Raw genomic sequence first — 19,402 nt, 5'->3', positions numbered from 1 at the left:
TGTGTCAATCGCTGCAGGCGCCAACCACTCGTGTGGGGTAACTACAGCTGGTGACGCCTACTGCTGGGGGTACAACGGTTATGGCCAGTTAGGGAATAGGAACACAACCGCCCAGAACGCACCTGTGAAAGTGGCAGGTAACCACAACTTCCGAACAGTCACCGCTGGCCTGGGTCACACCTGTGGGATAACCACAGCCGGTGACGCCTACTGCTGGGGATCTGGTACTAGTGGTCAGTTGGGGAACGGGAACATCACCAACCAGAACGCACCTGTGAAAGTGGCAGGTAACCACAACTTCCGAACAGTCACCGCTGGCCTGGGTCACACATGTGGGATAACCACAGCCGGTGACGCCTACTGCTGGGGATCTGGTACTAGTGGTCAGTTGGGGAACGGGAACATCACCAACCAGAACGCACCTGTGAAAGTCTTGGATGGTCACAGTTACGAGTCTATCTCCGCAGGTGGAAATCACTCGTGTGCGCTGACCACGGATGGTGACGCGTACTGCTGGGGTTATAATTACGATGGTCAGTTAGGAAATGGAACCACCGCCAACCAGACCACCCCTGTCAAAGTGGTGGAACCTTAACGTGACAGAACCTGTAGCCGTCCTCACTATTAGCGTGGGGCGGTTACAGAGGTTGGTGTGGGGTTTACAGAGCGGCCCAGCCGGTCGGGCTTGGCAGGTCTATCGTGTCACCTGGGGTTGAGCTTGAAACCCGTGTTTGAGAGGTGGAAAGCCACATGAAAAGCTCCGAAAATTTGAGGCCGTCAAGTTTTAGAGGTTGGCGGGTTGAGAGCTGGTTTAACATTTCAAAATCGGCGCCTTCAACACCAACCACAAAAAAAGCTAGTTTCTTGTGTGTTTCAGCTTCGCTGATCAGCGACGTTGCGGTAGTGATCGAGTCGGTAGCAGCCCCATCAGTAACTAACACCACCCAAGGTCGGTAGTAGGCGATACCGTTATCACGGTAGGTTTGTTTACGGGTCTCGATCAGTTCGACAGCGGTTTCAACAGCTTCACCCAAGCTAGTTAACCCTCGTGTTTCTAAAACCGGGATTGCTAGATTTGTGACGGTTTCAAAACCGGTTTCAACCGTGACAGTCGACCCGAAAGTTACCACAGCAACTTCTACCCTACGGCGAGCTAGGTCGTCTTTAGCGAGCTGGGTTACAAACAGGTCAAGCCCTTCGTTTAAAGCATCGATAGGGGTTTGGTTTTCGTTGTCCCATTTTTGGCCCATCGAGTCAGAAACGTCTAACACAAGCACTACTGGGCAACGCGGATCAGGGTTTTCAGCGAAACTAAAATCGTCGAACTCGTTAGACATCACAACACCTTTCTGTGCCCAGCATCGGCCCAACCCCACCCCCAAACCGGACATAACACACCATAGAGTAACGGTTTGGTCCTAACCGTCGGGTAAAACGGTGTGAAACTACCCGGTGAGAACCACCTATGAAGGTTAGTGTTAGGTGTTGTGTTTACGGGGTAGATGATTGTGCAGGTTCGGTTTCAGGTTGGGGAACTGGCGGTGGTGTTGTTGGGTTGCTTAGCAACGTTGCTAGTTGGTCCCATTCACCTATTTTACAGCTGTTGATACGGTTAAAAACTTTGTTGACTTCGGTGTTGTTGATCGTGCCGGTAACAACCGCGGTTGCGGGTCCCCCATAAATATCGTTACATAACTGGTTAGGGTTATCCGGTTTGAAAAGGTCCGGGTTGGTGGTGATTTCAAGACAAGCAGCGGCTGCTACTGTTTCGAGTCGCCCAACAGCTAAAGGTTCGTTGTCGCACGCCACCCAAGACACCTCGTCCAGATCGGTTCTAGTGACAACTAATTGGGTAGTGAAACTGTCTTGAGCTGATTGAGGTTCCTGGGTGTTACTAGGTGTGTTTGTGTCGCCCAAATTGGTGATGATTGGGGAAAGGACACTGAAAACCATCATGGCTGCCATAACACCAAAGAGGAGTTGTTTGCGGCGTGTAGGGTTCATAGTTTTACACAGTGTGGTGTTTGTGTGGGTTAGCTACCAACGCTACCCCGCCTCTAAAGCTGCGGGTTAAAACCGTGTTTTAGAGTGTTAAAACATGTGTGTAGGGGTTGGGTTGTGGCCTGTTCGTTGTGTGTTGTTCTGTATAGGTGTAGGGGTTTGGGTGGTCTTTGGTGGCGCTGAAGGTGTAACAAAGCAGGTTATGGATCGTCAAAGATTGCTTTGGTGGTGTTCTGCTACACTAAACAAATGAGCCTAAAAGGGGCGACAGATGAGCACTAAAAAAACGTTGTTCAAACCACAAGATTTCGCGCCAGAGTTGTTTATAGCGACACCGTGGGCTACTGCCCAAGACAAAAGTCGTGGTGTTCGCCAAGTTGCCGAGTTTTTGTTGCAACCTACCTACGAAAACTTTACCCAACCGGTGTATCACACTTTGTATCAATATCTTTATGGGCATATCGCCCATTATGACCGTGACGGGTTTTGGGACGAGTGGTTCGCTACTGAGCAACAGTATGTGGCTTGGGTTGAACAGGCTATCGCCACCGTTGGTAGGTGGGTACCGCCAGAGCTGGACTCTGTTGAAGAGATCAAAGCGTGGATTGATTCAAAAGATGGTTACCGCCAAGCTGATCGGAGTTGGAAAGATGCCGAGTTGGCGTTAACCCGCTGGATTATCAACAATTTGATTGAATGGGTTGACGTTAGCGACAACTAGCACCTAAAAGGTTGTTGCTAGTTGTTTTAGCTGTTGAACAAAAAAAGGGGATCCTACAATTTTGTAGGGTCCCTTCTTTTTGTGTTTCGAGATGTGGGTAGGAAGCACACAACCCTCTCTGGGTTGGGTGGGTTGGGGGTCAGAGAGGGCTGTGCGTTCTAACCAAAACCACTGCTACTAAACGATGTTTAGCGTCCGGTGGTTTTGATATGGTTTTATAGTGTCAAGGCCGAGTTTTAAAACCGGGAGGTGAAAAACTGGACACGGCTGAAACCTCCGCGGATACCTGTTTCACCGGCGGGCCAATAACCTGGGTCTAACCATCCGTAGGCTTGTTGAAATAAACCTGTGCGTCGTAACCCCAAATTGGTGGCAGGGTTGGTAACTATCTGATTGTTTCCAACACACATCAGGGTGCAATATTGGTTGTGTGTTAGCTCTGCTCGTAGAGCGGCACGGGGGTCACGTCCTGAGATGGGGGCGTGTTGAGCCCCTGGGAGCTGCTGGTTGATGTTGTACAGGGCGTTAAACACTGCGCTGTGGTCTTTATGTACATAGTAGTAGTCGGTGTGATTATGGTCGTTGAAATAGCCTGATACCGCGGTGTTTTCAACTACTGGGCCGAACCGGTGGGCGTAACGTCGAACGTTTTGGATGGCCCAGGTTACTTCTTCAGGGGTGACATCCCCATCACCAAAATCGAACACGAACCTGGCGTGGTCTTCACCAATAGCCATTTGGAAAGTGTTGGCTAGGACCCGCACCCCGTTTTTAGGGCGGGATGGGGTGACGTTTGCTAGTGGGGTTGCTACCCCGGTGACGGTTTGTGCGGGAGGTACCGTTCCAGGTGCGGTTTGGTTTAGGAACCAGTTCCACGAATCGATTCGTTGCGCTTCACATTGAGGGGTTCCTTTACCCCAAAAACCATCTGGGGAAGGTTTACGTTCCCCGGTGCCAGCTTCATAGCCTTTACCGTCACACATGCTGGTAGCTTCACCGTGGGTCATAATTATAAACACCGGGTAGATGTTTGGGTTTTGGTACCATAACGACCAGGTAGAACCTTCATCGTCGGGGTGGGGGCTCACAATGTACTGTACGGTACGCACATTAGTGCCACGCCCAATAGTGTTCGCTATTTGACGTGCGGAAACCTCAGGTAGTTTATCAGGGCCGGCTAACACGACTGGGGCACCTACAGAACCTGCGGCGGCGGCCGCTACAACAGCGTCTGGCCAGTTAGCTCCAGTAGCAACAAAAACTTGGTTGTTTGGCCCGGCGGTCGCGGCGGTCATCGCTGCGGTTTCATACCGGGTTGGTCCCCCGATACGGGTCACGATCGAGGTTCCTAGGTTACGGATTTGGCGTTCCACCGATGCGCTTATAGCGTTGCTTGAACCGAGGATAACGATGTTGCGGGGCGCTAAACGCCTGATTTCGGTGATTGTGTGGGCGGGTAGTTTGTTAGGTTCGCTTAGAAGCACCGGACCAGCTTTTTGGGCTGCTACTGCCCCTCCGGCTAAAGCATCAGGAAAGTTTGTGCCCGTAGCGATATATACGGTGTTAGCTCCGGTGGGGAACGCTTCGGTGGCGATCATGTTGGCTGTTTCGTAGCGGGTTGGTCCCCCGATTCGTACAACGTTTTTAACACCAAGGTTACGGATACTGTTCATCACCTGATCAGATACCGCGTCTGCTCCTCCAACAACAACTACTTTGTTTGGTGCGAGGCGTTTCAGTTCTGTAGAAACACTTGGGGGAAGGGATTGGGGGTTAGTTAACAGTACGGGGCCTTTATGGGCCCCAGCGGCTGCGGATGCGGCTAAAGCATCAGGAAAGTTTGTGCCGGTAGCAACATATGCTACTGGTACGCCTCTAGAGAAGGTGTGGGCTGAAAGTTTGGCTGAAGTTTCGTAGCGGTCAACCCCAGCGATGTGGGTTGCGGGGTTTCCTGCGGCGGCACCTGCTGAAAGAACAGCCCCTGGGGGGACAGCACCGATTGTTACTACTTGGCCTGTGACGGGTGCTGCTACAGCGGGTGTTGTTATCACCCCAAGCAGCGCTGCTACTAGTGCTGTTACGATCGTAACAGCACGGGCCGTGGGATGAAAACCTGTTGGGGACATGTACAAAACCACCTGGTGTGACGGAACAAAACACGTAACGTCCAGGAGGTTTGTGAAACTGTTACCTGGTTTGTTACTTGTTGTTACCGTCCACGCTGTTTTACAAATGTCCACCAGCTAGCAACATTGTGAGACCCACAGTTATCGCACGGTTTTGGGTTGGGTTTTACTTGTGTTATAAAGCTGTGGGGTTGTGGGGTGTCCCAATTATTTCAGACACGGTTTTGCGGGTGTTTTTGGTAGCGCCAACAGATCGTCTGGCGGTGACCGGTTCTAGATGTAACACCCGCCCAAAAATGTTGTGGGTTTCGGGGGTGTTCGAGTTGGAAAGGATGACATACACACCGTTAGCGTTGAGCCCTTCGATAACACCGGCTAGGCCCCACTGGTCAAAAACGTTGAAACCGTCTTTGTTGTAACCTGTAAAGTTTGATGTTTTAGTTATTGGTATATAAGGGGGATCTAGATAAACCACATCGCCAGGTTTAACGTCATGTAACGCTGTGATATAGGAACCGTGTCGGATGTCGGTGTGTGCTAACCATGTTGAACAGGCTTTCAACATTTGCGGTTGGGCTAGCGTCGGGTTTTTCAGTTTTCCGTAGGGGACGTTGTAACGACCAGAACGGTTAACCCTCCAAAGACCGTTGAACGATAACCGGTTCAGATAAATGAATCGGGCTGCGACCTCTACCGGGTCGGTAGGGTTCTGGTCTCGTATCGTGTAATAGTCGGTTTCTGAAATGTGACTACCAAGTTCCCCTAACGTTTCAAGCAGTTGCCCCACATTGTTTTTGATGGTTTGATAGGTGACTATGAGATCTGGGTTTGTGTCGTTAATAACGAGCCGTTTAACGTTTGGTTTTAGTTTGGTAGCGCTTGGGTGTTGCGCTAAAGAAAAATAGAACGCTCCCCCACCGATGAAAGGTTCATAGAAACGGTTTTTAGTTAAATCAAACGTTTTTGGTAGCGCTGCGGTTAACGACGGTAAAAGTTGGCGTTTCCCACCAGCCCACCGCAAAAACGGGGCAGGGACATTCACTGGTAGAACCGTCCCAAAAAACGGTTTGTTGTCGCCGAGGTCCCTGAGATGTGGTGTAGCAGCTAACAGGTTTGGTTGGTGCGGTTCATCCGCTTAGTGGTGACCGCCGAGAGTCGGGGGTGTTAAGCCTCAGGTGGTGGTTGTTGAGTGTTGTTAGGGGTGTTAAGCCTTTAGTGTTCTGTGTTGGTGGTCGGGGTTTTGTAGGGTTGTAAAACCTGTTCAAGTTGTTTTGTGGAGAACGGTTTTGGTAGATGAAAAAGAGCGCCAGCGGCTTTTGTTTCAGCTATAAACTCGGGGGTAGCGGTGGAAGAAATAAACCCGAACGGGACCTGGTTGTTGTTGGTTCGTAACTTGTTTAGGAGCCATAACCCGTCCCAACCTGGCATGTTCCAATCTGAGACCACTAAAATAGGGTGTTGGGTGGTGATGAGCTGGTAGGCTTTGGGGGCGGAGTTTGTTTTGATGATTTGGTGGTCGGGTAAAATGTTGGAGATGTGTTTAGCGATCACGGTTTGTGCTGCGTAACTGTCGTCAACAACGAGGATTGTGGGCATCAAAAAACTTTCAACACAAAACTTTTAGGGCTAAGTTGCGGGGTGGGTTGTGGTTGGTAGTGTCGGACCTGTTTCCCACCAAAATTTTGGGGGTATGGTTGTGTTGGGTGTGTCTTTGCAGCGAAACACCGCTACATGACTGTACCCCCAAACCTGGCTTAGGTTTTGGGGGTACATACAGGGTTTAGCGGGTCAGCTGGTGGTTGCCGTCAACATTGTTTGGCAAGTTTTACATTCACAGCCCGCTGTAGCGTGTTGTTTAACTAACAGGTCGGTAACATCGAAACCGCTTGGCATGTCGTTTTTGATTTTGATGAGTTTATGGGGTGACCCGTCGGGTTGGTTAGGGTAACCATTTTCTGCCAGATATGCGGCTAGTTTTTGTTGCCCTTGTTGGCCAGCGTCGTCACCGTCAAAACTGAGGAGGAGTTTATGTCCCCCGGTTTTGAACAGGTCTATCACTTTGAGGGGTGGTTTCATACCAGCTCCTGGTAAAGCGTAGGCTTGTGCTCCTAGCGTGCGTGCCGCTAGAAGGTCTTTGAAACCTTCCACAATATAGATTGTGGTTGGTTTGGTGAGTTTGCTGATTGGTTCTAACCCACACCCGATTTTGTGGTGTTCGCTTTGCCCAGCTAACGACAAAAATGCTGGCACATATGGCCCGTTGCCTGCTTTGTGGGCTGCTACTTTACGGCGTGTTTCAACTGACCCTCGGAACTGTAAGTTAAGGACCTTGCCAGAAGGCCCGATTTGGGGTTCGATCACAGGGTAGTTGTGGTTTAACAACAGCCGAAAAGGGCGGGGGGTGCCGTTTGGCCAGGTTCCCGCTTCGATACCGATCCCAGCATCAATGAGGCGTTGTTCCCCAAAAATAGTTAGAAGTTCTTCAAGAAGCCCATCAGGGTTGGTAACAACACGGGCTTGTTGTTCTTCTACTATTTCGGGGCTGATATGCCACGTCGCGTAAAACGTTTGGGCTTGTTGTAACGACACATGCTGCGAGTTAAGCACCGCAGTATAAACATGATAATCCACATTTGACTGGCGGGTTTGGGTGATCACATCGGAAGCTTTGAAACTTTTAGGTATTTCTTTGACGACTGGCGCCAAGTTTTTACCTACTAGCATTGCGACCGCTTCTGGGAATGTGAGAGACAGTTTGTCCATCACAACACCAATCGTGTCACCACCGCTTGAACACCGGTAACAGTACCAGCTGGCCCGTTCCGGGTTAAAAACAACTTTTTTGCGGCGTCCTTTACCACAACTAGGACAAACCAGCCCTTCAGGGCCGATAAGACCAGCTGCTGAAAAAGCTTGTTCCCACGCACCTTTAGCGTTTTGAACGTCCGCTTCGGTGATGTTCCGTTCTTCGAACCGTTGACGGTCAATAAAATTTAGGACGTCTTTAATGCTAGGTTCTTCTCGGTTTGTGGTTTGTTTATAGTTTGTGGGGCGTCCTTTACGGAACCGGTTAGAAACTGTTCTGCCGGGTTTACGGGGTGCCCTGTTTTTTTGTTGGGGGTGGCCCACAGCGCCACGTTGTGTTGCCACGAGTCCTCCTTTACCTGTTGTTGTGCCCCTACTGTTCGGGGCAAGGCCCAAAGATTCAACAACACAACAAAGGTCCTACAACTCGTTGAAACAACAAACCCCACCCACACGAAAACAGTTTCAACCACCACGATCGGGTGACCTTATGTTGTTTGTGGTGCTACCTAAACGGATTAGCCAAGCTGTTAAATTTAGTTTGGGTTGGGGTGACGTTACAACGCATTGGTGTTATGAGGGCAGATAACACAACCCTTTAACTAGTGTTGTGTTAAACACGGGCAGTGTTTAACGAGAAAGTTTGTGGGGGGTTTGTGTAGGGGTCTGGTTTAACAGTTTTGTTAGGGTTTGTTGCGCTTCGGGATGTACGGTCGCTGCGACAGAACCTACAAAGTTTTGGAACTGGTCTTTTCCTATGACCCATACCCCTGTGTTGGGGTCTCGTATGATTCCTGTGGCTCTTGGGTAACACACCACTGGAACTACGGGGAGGTTTAACCATTGTGAAAGTTTTTTGGTGGTACGTGACGCTTGTTGGGTTGGGGTACCATAAACCGGTTTTTTGCCGACCATAAGCTGGTTGTTACGCCATTGTATGGGCCCTTGTCCCGATTTTGTTTCGACTGTGGTTAGTGACCCGTTGCGGTTTAGTACGATAGCGTCAACATCTTCAACCCCGCCGGGTGGTTGCCAGCCGCACACTACAGCTTCAACCTGGGGGTGTTTAACAAGCATTGTGAGTGTTAAATGTTCGTGACGGATCCCAGCTTGGGCTTTGCCAATGTTTTGGAACCATGGCGCAGGGTAGGTCACTGCTGCGACCATTCCGATGAGGGTCGCTACACCAAAAACTATCATCCAGGTAGGGGTTAGTTGAAACTCTCGCCATCGCATACCAGCTAGAGCTGCTATCGCACTACATGACAAGCCCAGAGCGACACGGGTAAGTGTGCGTGTGTTTTGGCGTACGATTTGGTGGGCGTACATCCCCGGAACCCCATATATACGGTGTTTTGATTGTCGTAACAGTTTTTTGAAACTAGGCACATAGTAGCGGTGTGGTTGGTGTTGAACCTTCCACGACATCACCAACCAAACCAGGCTTGGCAAATACGCCAGAAACAAAACGGCAGGCCACCAATACATCAACACATAGGAGAGAGGGACTGCTACTATTAGGCCTACTAGTAGTTGGTTGATGCTCCAAAGGGAAAAATCAAAGAATCTAAAAAATTTGTTTAACAGCATGTTTTGAGTGTGTCTAGGGCTACGGTTCTGTCCACACCCCCAAAAAGCGTTGTGTGATAGTTACAGTTATGAACCCCCCAAAAAAACCTTGTGGTAACACTATTGAACCGTCAAAACCCGAACCGTTAGTGCTGCGGTTAGCGCAAAGCTGGCTGGTTCGTTCTGTAGAGTTCTCCGCAGCGTCTAACCCTGGGCGGGTCTTAGCAGCACGAAAATCGGATTTAGCGTTGTGGGGACAAGCTATCAACGCTATAAAAACTGGTGACACGACCGTTTTAGAACAGCGCTACAGCTATGACCTTAACCAGGATTTAGGGCATGTGTCATTAGAAGAACTAGCTTCCCCAGACCTGTTAAGGGAAGCTTTGCGGATCATTGGGATGTCACGCAAACCTGCTACGTTGCGGCGTTGTCTAACCACGTTGCGTGGGTTTTGTAAAACTCTTCATTTCGAAGGTCATCTAAAAATCGATCCTACAGTACCTGAGTTGTTGAACACCCCCCGGTTCGTAACCGACCGTACCTATGTGACCCACGCTTTTAGTTTTGAAGAAGTAGAAGCTGCGGTGTTACACGCAGCCCAACCAACATCGGTGTCTAGGGTTGGTTGGCCTGCCCGTGATGTCGCTATCGTACGTGTTTTAGCTGATTGTGGTTTACGGGCCCGTGAAGTGTGTATGCTACGGGCAACAAACCTTGACTATTCACAACATCATCCTCTAGTGCGAATAATATACGGTTCGAAAGGTTCCAAACCTCGTTTAGTGCCCCTCCCTAAACGAACCCAAACCGCTATCGAAACATATGTGGAAGAACGCCAAGGACGTTTCGGGTCCCAGCTAGGGAAAACGTCACCCCTTTTTGTGCGTAATGACGGTTCCCCTATGAACGGCCCGTTCCTAGACCGCTTGTTACGAAGAGTGTTAAACGATGCTGGGGTGAGCGCTAAAGACGGGGCGTGCGCCCACGCGTTCCGGCATTATTATGGGGTCGAGTTAGCTACCCGTGGTGTTAAAGTCCCTGTTTTGTCAGCGTTGATGGGTCACAACGATCCTCGCACCACCGCTATCTACATGAAAATGGTAGGTTCCCAGCTGGTAGAAGGTCTTTACGACGCTGCCTGGCTGTAACCCGACCGCTTCTTTACCAGCTAGAAACAGGGCTGTGGTTAACGTAAAAACACAGTCCTTTAGAGTGTCATGGGGTTAAAGGACTGTGTTTTTTTAGATCTTGTTAATTTTTTTTAGATTTGGATAGCTTTCGCTATCCGGGACTGCCCGGTAATCCGGGTATCCATAAACTTCCCATCTGGGAAGCATACCGACAAAAACCGCTGTGGTTGGTTGTCGGTTTTTTTGGGGCGACGAACCCCTTTGTGGGCGCCTGTCACTTCAGCCCATAGTACGGGGCGTGTTTGCCCCTCGTGTTCGACAACCGGGCCGTTGCCCGTTTCGAACACGATAACCCGACCATTCTCGGTGTTATAGAGGTCGCCTACCGCAAAATCGATTACAGCCATTGTTGCTCCTTTGTTTTTGGTTGTGTAGATCACAACCTGGTGTCAGGCACCTTCGACGCTTGGAGTGTTATTCCAAACACGGCGGGTAGTGGTCGGATGTTTTTTTTGGTTGGTTGTGGTTCGTTGAGCTGCTGACACGGTTAGTGGTCATGGCAACATAGCGTCGTTCCGACACGGGTGTGAACCTGTTGAACCCAAGGAGACATAGTGTTTGAAGTCAGTTTTGGTGGTCATAACATTTTTGTGGGACCAGATTGGGAACAAGCAAAAACAGCGGCTTTAGAAATGCTTCTAGCAATGGACGTTGGTAATGACAGTGGTAAACGTGCCCAGATTGATCAGGCCGCCACGTTTTTGGAACAACAGCCAGAGATCCCAACCAATCACATGTACCGTGGGTGGGTAGGGAACTTGCGGATAGAGATCGTGAACGACCCTGCTTTAGCGGCCGTTTCATAAAAAACTTTTACCAAACCCCCAAAAAACCGTTTTCTATAGGGATTTGTTTCAAAGCTGTTTTAGCTAGAAACCTACCTGTACCTAACGGTTTGGGGGTGATAACCCCCGACACTACCACCGGTTTTGGTGTCCCAGCTAGATGGTTGTGGCTGTTGAGATTGGGTGGTTTGGGGTGTTTTGGTAGTTGTGTGCCGTTTAGAAAACGGCTCGCACTGTTAAAACCATGCTTAGTAATCTAAACCCGTCACATTGGGGCACTGTTTTTGTTGTAGGTTTAGAAACCCCGGTTGGGCAAGCTGTTGCTCAAGCCCGTCAAGGCCAAAAACTGTGGGGTGTGTCTTGGGAGGCTATCGAAGACGACAAAGCCGCGTCGCTAGTTGGTAGCTATGTTGGTTCGTTGAGCTCTGACTACAAAACAGCTTTGACACAAAACTTACTAGAGTTCGACGCGGTGCTAGTTGTAGCACCGTTTGACATTGATACGGTAACGGTTGCTTCTGGGGACTTGTCAGCACTGTCAGACCAGCTCACCAAACAAGTAGAAGTACTGTCGCAGCTTAAAGAGTTTTTTGCTGGCGGCGCTTCGGTAACCCTTTCCGTGTCACCTGCTACAACAACTAACCCCCAGATTATGGATTGGTACCGCAACGGGCTTATAGATTTAGAACAAAAACTCGCGACCTACCGGGCTGTGCCTACCATTTTGGTAGCAGACCCTGACAACCCTACCGGCACAGTTGAAACCTGGTGGGAACAAATCGTCGCCGGTGGTAAACGTGGGGTAGTAACCCTAAAACCCGCAACAGCATCCGACATTGTTGCCCTACCAGAAACCCCAACAGCCCCTCCCCTACTAGAAGAGGGGTCAGAACCGAACGACACTGGCGTTGTGGACAAGCCGAACCCGCCAGAACCACCTTCGCCTGCCGATTTTAATGTGGAACCCGGCGACGAGGGTACCGATAGTTTAGGTCACTGGTTGGACGGTGCCCCGATCGAAACTGACATCACAGCACCACTTGACCTGCCGTTGGGCCCACCAAATGTTAATGAAACCTCAACCATTGATGCGGTAGCTAGCTTTGATGAGGTGGTCACCGAGCCTGGTTTTGGTACGTTCGGGTCGGTTACTGAGTGGGACATGCAGCCTTGGGACCCAATCGAAACGTTCGGGGAAAGTGCTGTAGCTACAGAAACACCACCGGAACCATCTAACACTACTGCTACGGACACCCCACCAAACACCGACGCGTCTTTCTTTAATGGGAACACCCCGGACGTAACCGTTGTGGCACCTGGTGACACAGTGGTGGTTTCTGTGGATGTTGCAGATGGGTTTGGATTGGGGGCTAGTGAAGATGTTGGCGGTTACATAACCGGCCCCGAAGTTAGTAGCGAAGTGTCAGCTGAACAGGTTTTAGAACTTCAAACACAAATTGGGGAACTACGTGAAGAGATCGCTGCGATTGAAAACGAACGTGTCACTACACAATACGCGTTAGAAGAACTGAAACTAGAAACCGAAACCCATCAAAACAAACAAGAAGCTTTAGAAAACAAAATAAACTACAACACCGCGTTGCTAGCTTCTCAAAACGAAACCCGTGCTGAACTTGAACGGGCTGTAGAGACCCTTGAAAACAACAAAACGGTTCTTACCACCCAAACAGAAACGTTACATCAACAATTAGAAGCTGCTCAAACAACTTTAGCCGACACCGAAAAAAGAAACGCTGCTACACTGCGTAAATTGGTTGACGCTCAACAAAACTATGAAACCGTTTTGGAGAACACCGACCAGCTTTTAAACCAGGCTACCACCGCAGAAAACCGGGTACAGCTTGTCGCTGCCCAAACAGGTGAACTGGAAAAAGAACTAGAAACCCTTGAAACAGTTGTTGAAAACAAAAAACAAGAACGCCGTGTTTTAGAGCTAAAAGTTGGTGGTTTGAACCACAAACTAGAAACATTGACACAAGCTTTAGAACGTTTAGATACCCTACACAAGCAGCGTTTAGAAACGTTAAGTAACACAGCTTCGCGTTTAGCGTCCGCAAAGGTAGATTTAGACCACACTGTTCGTGAAACAGAAGCGGTTAAAAGAGAACGTAACAACCTAAAAGCAACGATTAGCGACGCTAGAAACGTTGCAGAGCTCACCCAACGCAAAGCTTCACAAACACGTAACGACCTCGCAGCGTTAGAAGGTGAATATGAAGCAGCCACCCAACGGCTAGAAGAACTAAACAAACAAGTCAGCTCGTCCCAAGCCTCGCTAGAAGAACTACAAACCAAACTTGATAACACATCCGCCATGTTGGCTTCAACTGTCCAAAATTTGGACACCGCAAAAACAGAGCTGCGGGAAGTTAAAACGGAACAAGAAAAACGTGTCACAGATTTCACCGATCTGGAAACCAAAATCACACAAACAAAAACCGATTTCGACACGCTAGAACAACATCTAGGTGAGCTACGCAACGAACAAGAAAAACTTGTTGTTGAGATAGCCACAGCAACGTCAGAAAAAGATGCTCATAGCGCTATCACTGCTGGGGTGATCGAAGATCGTTACGAAGTAGAAAACCAGATTTTGGCGTTACAAACCCAACGAGACATGATCCAAAGCGAGATCGCTGAACTAGAAGCACAACAGTCGTCTTTAGCAGAACTTAAAACTTCAGCAACTCTAGAAGCAGCCCAAATCGTTGAAGACGCAAAAACAGCGGCCACCGAAACCGTAGCAGAAGCCCAAAACGTGTTAGATGAGGCCAACACCAAACTGGCGTCGATCCCCGCTGAAGGTGCGTTAAACATGGTACCTCTCGCCGAAGCGGAACAGGTTTTAGAACAAGCCTATGCTGTACTGCGAACCGCTGAACATAAAGCACAACGCCGGATCAGCGCCGCTAAACGTTTAGCTAGCTACTATCAACGTTCTAACAACAACAAAACCGGGCTACAACCAACAACCCCTCCCCCACCACCACCACCGCCACCGCCGCCTCCACCGGGTTTAAACCGGTGAAACCTGCCCATCCACACCAAAACACCGGGTGGGGTACACTAGTTGTACCACCAGGGAAACATCAAGGGTTTTGGGGGTTTGTCGGACCTGACTATGACCACCCTGAAACTGTTGGGGTGTTCCAAAATATTGAAACCGGGGATACTCATGTGTGTCGCTACAACCAGGTTGTTATGGTCGTGTGGGAAAACGTTGAACCACTAGAGTGACTTGGAAAACGTGTGTCGGGCGGAACCCCTGTTCCAAGGGGTGCAGTGTGTGCTAAGGATTGTTAGAGATAGTGGTCGATGTTGCGTTGTGATCCTGTGGTGTTCTTTTAAAAACAGGCACAATGTTACTGTAACCTAGCAGTAACCGCCTGGATACTGTATCTGTATTCAGCAGCTCAAAAAAATTGGGAGGGTGTATGTTATGGGTAACGAAACCGAACTGGTATATTTTGGGTTCCCGCTGGAATGGGTAGAAAACGCTAAGTGGGCTTCACCAGCTAGCGTCCATAAAGAAGCAGCCCAACTAAACGCTGATTGTGGTATACACACCGCAGCGTTGCAGCTGGAGCTAGCTGCCCATGTGGTGGCCTGGCAAGATTCGTGTATTAGTGAAACCGCTAACCGGGACACACCTTGGGGAACCAAAGTTGTGGTACGAGACCCTGATGATGAGGAAAAACGTGGGGGGATACCTGGCTGGTTTCTTTGTCCAGATCTAAACAACCCTGATGAGGTTGGGCTTATCAAACCTGGAGAAGGTAGCTGGGGATGGGGCCAAGAACCAAAACAGAACTGGCGTTACAAATACATTTTTGTTGAAGATTGGGAAGATTAAAAAATGAACGCTAACAGTGACACCCCGTACAGCACTAAAGTTATGGTACGGGTTGATGGCCTTACTATTCGGGGATGGTTTATTGCCCCTGCTCGTGAAGAGTTCGAAACCGCAGGGGTAGTTGAAACCTATGGGGATGATCTAGCTAAACAAGTGCAGTTGTATGAAGACGGTGGGCTTTATATTACTGTGGATTACGACAACATTTTTGTTGAAGATTGGGAAGAAACCTAAACACTTCGCAACGTTTTTAGGTACCTGGTTGTGGTCGTACAGCACGTTAGCTTAGCTACAGGTGGTAACACCAAAGGTATTGTAAGGAGAATAGGTTGTGACAGTAGCTGAAGAACTGTTGAGCGGTGTTAGCCGGGCCGGTAAAGTTATCGATCTGTTAGAAGCCGAGCTGGGTTGTGAAATAGTTACTGCTATAACTCAGGTATCTTGGGATCTGTGGGGTACTGTGGTACATGTGTACCCTCACAAATCGTATGAAGGTACCAATATTCTGGCACACGCTGCTGTTTTGCGGATAATGACCAACTCGGAGTTACCTAGAAGAACGTCTATTGTGCCGAGCTGGGAAAGCGAAGGCCTTAGCGTCTATCTACATAGTTGGGCCCAATCAGACAAACATAAAGACCCCTAGCTCTACTAGTTTCAGATGTGTCGTGTTAAACTAGCATCCAACCCATTATCACCCACCTGGTTGTTGTGGAATGTTGTGAAAGTTGTTTTAGTGTAATAACAAAGGGGTATACCGTTGAAAATCATGGTTTGTAACAAGAGGGGCAACAACCAAGGCTGGTCAGCGGATGTGATCACTAACGACGAGTTTTCCCATCGGGTTACCGTTAAAACCCAAGGCGCTACCCAAACTGTGAACCTTGATCGTAGCAACTTGTGCGTCGCAACTGTTTCATATACGCCTTGGGTTTCAGTTGATGAGATCGTAGCTTGGGTAAAAAACACTATAAGAACCAGTGATACTACCAGCCGAGCTTAAAATTAGACGTGAAACGCTAGGCCTTTCACAACACGAACTGGCTTTACGCCTCGGTGTTACTGAAGAGGTGTTTTCGGGTTGGGAATCTGGGCGTCACGTCCCAAAAGATCCAGTTTCGATACGAACGTTACTTCAAGACCTCACCGATGTGTTCGTGGAAATCATTGACGAAACTGTCGATAATCTTGAAAACGCTTCTGGGAAGCTCAACTCCCCTACCATCACGGTACGTACCTATCTCACTGATCGGGAATATTGGGAACATGACACCAGGGCCGCTCGGCTAGAAATACCGGCATCGATGCACCGACAAGCAGTCGGGATAGCGGTAGCGTTATCTGAAACCGAAAACGGTGTTAACGTTACGATAAAAACCGGAACAGATCATTAAACCAGTGGTCAACCCTTCCCCACCCACAAATGTTGTAGGACACACCAACGTGTTGGTGTATCACTAAAAGGGGATTCGGGTTACAGCCTGGTGTTAACCAGCTTTGTGCTGTTATCAGTGTGGTTTTATTAGGGGGTCCCACCAACCAGCTGACACCAAACGGGGGCTTTTCCCCAGGTTGTTGGGGTTGTCAGAGTTGAGCAAGGATGTGGTGACGGGGCCGTTGGGGGTAGTCACAGACAAAGAGGTGGTGGTTGGTGCGCCTAACGTTGCTTTCAGGGGCGGGCCATAGCACCAGCAGCGGTGTTTTCTCTTTGGTGTTAGCAACACTTGGGGGTGCCCCTTAACTCTTGGCCAGCCGAAGCTGTCAACGGTTGTTTTAGGGGTTGTTGTGGTGGTTGTGTAACCGGGCATCGTTTAAGAGGCCGTTGGGAGGCACCTTGGTGGCAACTAGGTGTCCGATTAGAGGCTGTTAAGGGGTTGTTGAGGTGTCGGTCGGGGCTGGTTGTGAGGTTGTTTGGAGGACTGTTTCGGCCGTGGCCAACACTTTTTGGGTTTCTAAACGAGTGTCGCTCGGGCCTTCATACCAAATGGTTGACGCTATTTTGAGAATGTTGTACGGATCGATCGGTTCTGACGTTCCAGCAGGTCGGATCTCAAAATGTAGATGCGGTGGGGTGCCTTTCGCGTTGCCGGTGTCTCCTACATGGCCTAACACCTGTCCCCTAACTACTTTGGTCCCGTTTTCTATGCCGGGTGCGAAACTGTCGAGGTGGGCATAGTAGTAGCGGTTCCCGCCATGATCGGTCACAAAGAGTTTCCAACCGCCAAGTTCGCCGTAGCCTTTGCCAGATATGAACCCGTCGGTTACAGCCACAACGGGGGTGCCTCGGGTAGCGAAGAGGTCGTTTCCTTTATGGGACCGGCCCCCGGAGCGTCCATACCCGTAATCTGATTGGAACTGGTGTTCTCCATCGATAGGGAAAACCCAGCTTCCACCTTGGGCTATCTGGTCAGCTTTTTCTAGGGTTTCCATTGACTGTATTAGCGCTGCTCGGGCGTGTCCCAAATCTGTTTCAGCGGTTTCGGCAATGGTTTTGGTTTGGGTGTGGAGCGCCGCTGTTTGTACCAAGTTACGTAACAAACTTTGATGTGATGTGGTCAGTGTTTGTAGTAACGCTTGTTCGCCTTGTGCTAACGCCCCGATCATTGTTTCTTTCAGCACGGTTTCGGTGTGGCCGTGATCGTTGGTGAAGGTGGAATAGCTAGTGGTGTCGCCACTGTTGATGTAGCTAGCGATCGCTTCTTGTTGTTTACGGGTTTCAACTTGGCGGATTTCGGTTTCGGTTCGGTTTCTCGAATCCAGCAGAGTCCCATAGTAGATTTCCAACGCTGCGACTTGTTCTATAGCGGTTTCGTACCTTATAAACGCCGCCTCAAGTTCTGCGACGTGTTCTAAGGTGTCCGCCATAAAAGGTTCCAGATAGGTTTCGGTGGAATGGTCGCTGTTTTGGTGGCGTACCAAAAACTCTAAATCAGATAGCGTTTTAGAACTTGTGGTGGCGATCTCAACGGTTGGGATACTAGAAACTGGTGGATCGTTTGGGGTGTCAGCCACGCTAGGTGGTGTCCCAACCACAAAAACGGTTAAAGCTGTGACAATACCTAACCATGTTTTCAGCTGCTTAAAATAAGATCCGGGATATGCTCCGGTAGCGGTAAAGGTTCCCATGATTCCTGTGTGTAGCCAGCCACCATTGTCGGCCCGAGCTGTTGTTCAACAAATCGTTGATGTTTCAAAAACAGCCAGGTTTTCCAAGAAAAACGTTGGGCCAAATGGTTGTGCCGGCGTCGAAGATTCCGACCGGCGACACCCCTTTGGGTGGCTACCTCATCAAGAACCGTGTCAAAGGTGGTTTCGTGTTCCAGCGGGCTCAACACCCAAACCCCGTCGCGGCACTCGACAAGACCGCCCGCTTCTAGTCGGCTAAGCGCTCGACGTATTGTCGCTGGGTGGGTTTGTAAACCTGCCGCTAGTTCTTTGGTGCGATGTGGTGCTCCCCGCACCGCAGCAAAAACCCTTAAAGCGGTTTTACCAAACCCCCCTGGTGTCCAAACATCGTGGTTTAGACGGATAGTTTTATCTGATGCTAAACCCTTGGTACGCGAACTTGACACACTCCCACACCCCCCAGCTGGGAATAACCCTGTGTCACTGACGCGCGTCACGGCTTGTAGAGGGATTAGCAGCTCGTAGCGGGTTGCTTGTTCCCCCCAAGGTTTTTGAACAGTACTTAACCAGCCAACCTCAACTAGGGTTTTGAGAGAGCGTCGGATTGTCCCAACAGCTAGGTTTGCTTCTTCAGCTAAAACTCTTACTGAGAGGGGTAACTGTGTTTGATTGAAGCGGCTAGCGAGGCGTCCAATAGCTGCCGCTACAACAACGTCGGTTGAACCGCGACGACCCCCAGGAACCCAACCCGACACTGTTTCAATCCAAGCTTGTACAGCGAACTGGGCGTCTTGGCGGGTTTCCCATTGGCCGGTGGGTGGCTGTTGGGCTTTAGCCCAGGTGCGTTCAAACCAGCGTCGAGCGGTACGTTCCCCATACTGGGCTAGCCGTCGTTGTAAAGAAGCCCCACCTAGGTTGTTAGGATCTAACAACAAGTACCAAAGCTTCTGGGACGGTACCTGCTCATTGACAGCTATATTGGCTATCGCCATCACTAAGGCTGAACCATCAACACGTCTGGTTCCACGATGATAGTAACGACCGTGACGGTCCCCGAAACGGATCAGACGCCACAACTTAGACGAAAGCCTATGGTCCCCTACCAGCCCCGCTTTAGATATTCCTTGGGGTGGTTTAGTTCTGTTTTGCACATTGCGTAGCTCAGCACAAACAGTGTCCCAATCAGGGTGGGAAACTAAAAC

Annotated in this window: 19 protein-coding genes; 9 read left to right on the top strand and 10 right to left on the bottom strand. The window is 49.7% G+C overall.

Annotated elements, in window-relative coordinates:
* Positions 1–595: hypothetical protein (locus tag WC184_12965; protein ID MFA7478778.1), on the top strand; the 595-nt coding region annotated here is incomplete at its 5' end.
* Between the two features lie 64 nt (positions 596–659).
* Here the strand turns inward: WC184_12965 and WC184_12960 are convergent.
* Positions 660–1,337 (bottom strand): VWA domain-containing protein, encoded by a 678-nt coding sequence (locus WC184_12960; GenBank protein MFA7478777.1) that lies wholly within the window; start codon positions 1,335–1,337, stop codon positions 660–662.
* A gap of 154 nt (positions 1,338–1,491) precedes the next feature.
* Positions 1,492–2,004, bottom strand: a complete 513-nt coding sequence (locus tag WC184_12955) for a hypothetical protein (protein MFA7478776.1) — start codon at positions 2,002–2,004, stop codon at positions 1,492–1,494.
* Between the two features lie 268 nt (positions 2,005–2,272).
* Between WC184_12955 and WC184_12950 the strand changes: the two genes are divergently transcribed.
* Positions 2,273–2,722 carry a hypothetical protein gene (locus WC184_12950; GenBank protein MFA7478775.1) on the top strand — a complete coding sequence of 150 codons (450 nt, stop codon included), beginning with the start codon at positions 2,273–2,275 and terminating at the stop codon, positions 2,720–2,722.
* Between the two features lie 236 nt (positions 2,723–2,958).
* Here the strand turns inward: WC184_12950 and WC184_12945 are convergent, their stop codons facing one another.
* The 5 genes from WC184_12945 to WC184_12925 all read right to left on the bottom strand — a co-directional run bounded on the left by WC184_12945 (position 2,959) and on the right by WC184_12925 (position 9,243).
* Complete coding sequence (locus tag WC184_12945) at positions 2,959–4,848, bottom strand: cell wall-binding repeat-containing protein (protein MFA7478774.1); 1,890 nt, start codon at positions 4,846–4,848, stop codon at positions 2,959–2,961.
* A gap of 175 nt (positions 4,849–5,023) precedes the next feature.
* The gene (locus WC184_12940; GenBank protein MFA7478773.1) at positions 5,024–5,890 is read right to left on the bottom strand and encodes a Dam family site-specific DNA-(adenine-N6)-methyltransferase; all 867 of its coding nucleotides are present in this window, start codon (positions 5,888–5,890) and stop codon (positions 5,024–5,026) included.
* A 170-nt stretch (positions 5,891–6,060) separates the two neighbouring features.
* The gene (locus WC184_12935; protein ID MFA7478772.1) at positions 6,061–6,444 is read right to left on the bottom strand and encodes a response regulator; all 384 of its coding nucleotides are present in this window, start codon (positions 6,442–6,444) and stop codon (positions 6,061–6,063) included.
* 192 nt (positions 6,445–6,636) lie between these two features.
* A complete protein-coding gene (locus WC184_12930) occupies positions 6,637–7,998 on the bottom strand; it encodes a toprim domain-containing protein (protein ID MFA7478771.1) in 1,362 nt (453 codons plus the stop codon).
* Positions 7,999–8,283: 285 nt separating this feature from the next.
* The gene (locus WC184_12925; GenBank protein MFA7478770.1) at positions 8,284–9,243 is read right to left on the bottom strand and encodes a nuclease-related domain-containing protein; all 960 of its coding nucleotides are present in this window, start codon (positions 9,241–9,243) and stop codon (positions 8,284–8,286) included.
* Between the two features lie 68 nt (positions 9,244–9,311).
* Between WC184_12925 and WC184_12920 the strand changes: the two genes are divergently transcribed.
* Positions 9,312–10,373 (top strand): site-specific integrase, encoded by a 1,062-nt coding sequence (locus WC184_12920; protein ID MFA7478769.1) that lies wholly within the window; start codon positions 9,312–9,314, stop codon positions 10,371–10,373.
* Between the two features lie 113 nt (positions 10,374–10,486).
* Here the strand turns inward: WC184_12920 and WC184_12915 are convergent, their stop codons facing one another.
* Positions 10,487–10,795 carry a hypothetical protein gene (locus tag WC184_12915; GenBank protein ID MFA7478768.1) on the bottom strand — a complete coding sequence of 103 codons (309 nt, stop codon included), beginning with the start codon at positions 10,793–10,795 and terminating at the stop codon, positions 10,487–10,489.
* A gap of 174 nt (positions 10,796–10,969) precedes the next feature.
* Here WC184_12915 and WC184_12910 point away from each other — a divergent pair, with 174 nt between their 5' ends.
* The 6 genes from WC184_12910 (at position 10,970) to WC184_12885 (ending at position 16,468) form a co-directional block, all read left to right on the top strand.
* Positions 10,970–11,221 (top strand): hypothetical protein, encoded by a 252-nt coding sequence (locus WC184_12910; protein MFA7478767.1) that lies wholly within the window; start codon positions 10,970–10,972, stop codon positions 11,219–11,221.
* Between the two features lie 223 nt (positions 11,222–11,444).
* A complete protein-coding gene (locus WC184_12905; GenBank protein MFA7478766.1) occupies positions 11,445–14,249 on the top strand; it encodes a hypothetical protein in 2,805 nt (934 codons plus the stop codon).
* 411 nt (positions 14,250–14,660) lie between these two features.
* The gene (locus tag WC184_12900) at positions 14,661–15,074 is read left to right on the top strand and encodes a hypothetical protein (GenBank protein ID MFA7478765.1); all 414 of its coding nucleotides are present in this window, start codon (positions 14,661–14,663) and stop codon (positions 15,072–15,074) included.
* A gap of 3 nt (positions 15,075–15,077) precedes the next feature.
* Complete coding sequence (locus WC184_12895; protein MFA7478764.1) at positions 15,078–15,308, top strand: hypothetical protein; 231 nt, start codon at positions 15,078–15,080, stop codon at positions 15,306–15,308.
* A gap of 97 nt (positions 15,309–15,405) precedes the next feature.
* Complete coding sequence (locus WC184_12890) at positions 15,406–15,720, top strand: hypothetical protein (GenBank protein ID MFA7478763.1); 315 nt, start codon at positions 15,406–15,408, stop codon at positions 15,718–15,720.
* Positions 15,721–16,054: 334 nt separating this feature from the next.
* Positions 16,055–16,468 carry a helix-turn-helix transcriptional regulator gene (locus tag WC184_12885; protein MFA7478762.1) on the top strand — a complete coding sequence of 138 codons (414 nt, stop codon included), beginning with the start codon at positions 16,055–16,057 and terminating at the stop codon, positions 16,466–16,468.
* Between the two features lie 472 nt (positions 16,469–16,940).
* On the opposite strand, the gene WC184_12880 is transcribed toward WC184_12885, so the two are convergent.
* A complete protein-coding gene (locus WC184_12880; GenBank protein ID MFA7478761.1) occupies positions 16,941–18,200 on the bottom strand; it encodes a M23 family metallopeptidase in 1,260 nt (419 codons plus the stop codon).
* The coding region (locus tag WC184_12875) for a hypothetical protein (GenBank protein MFA7478760.1) at positions 18,146–19,402 on the bottom strand (1,257 nt) is incomplete at its 5' end. The genes WC184_12880 and WC184_12875, both read right to left, overlap by 55 nt.

It is taken from the genome of Acidimicrobiia bacterium, assembly GCA_041676705.1.
Taxonomy (GTDB): Bacteria; Actinomycetota; Acidimicrobiia; order Acidimicrobiales; family SKKL01; genus Actinomarinicola.
This window is presented reverse-complemented; position numbering and strand designations above follow the sequence as displayed.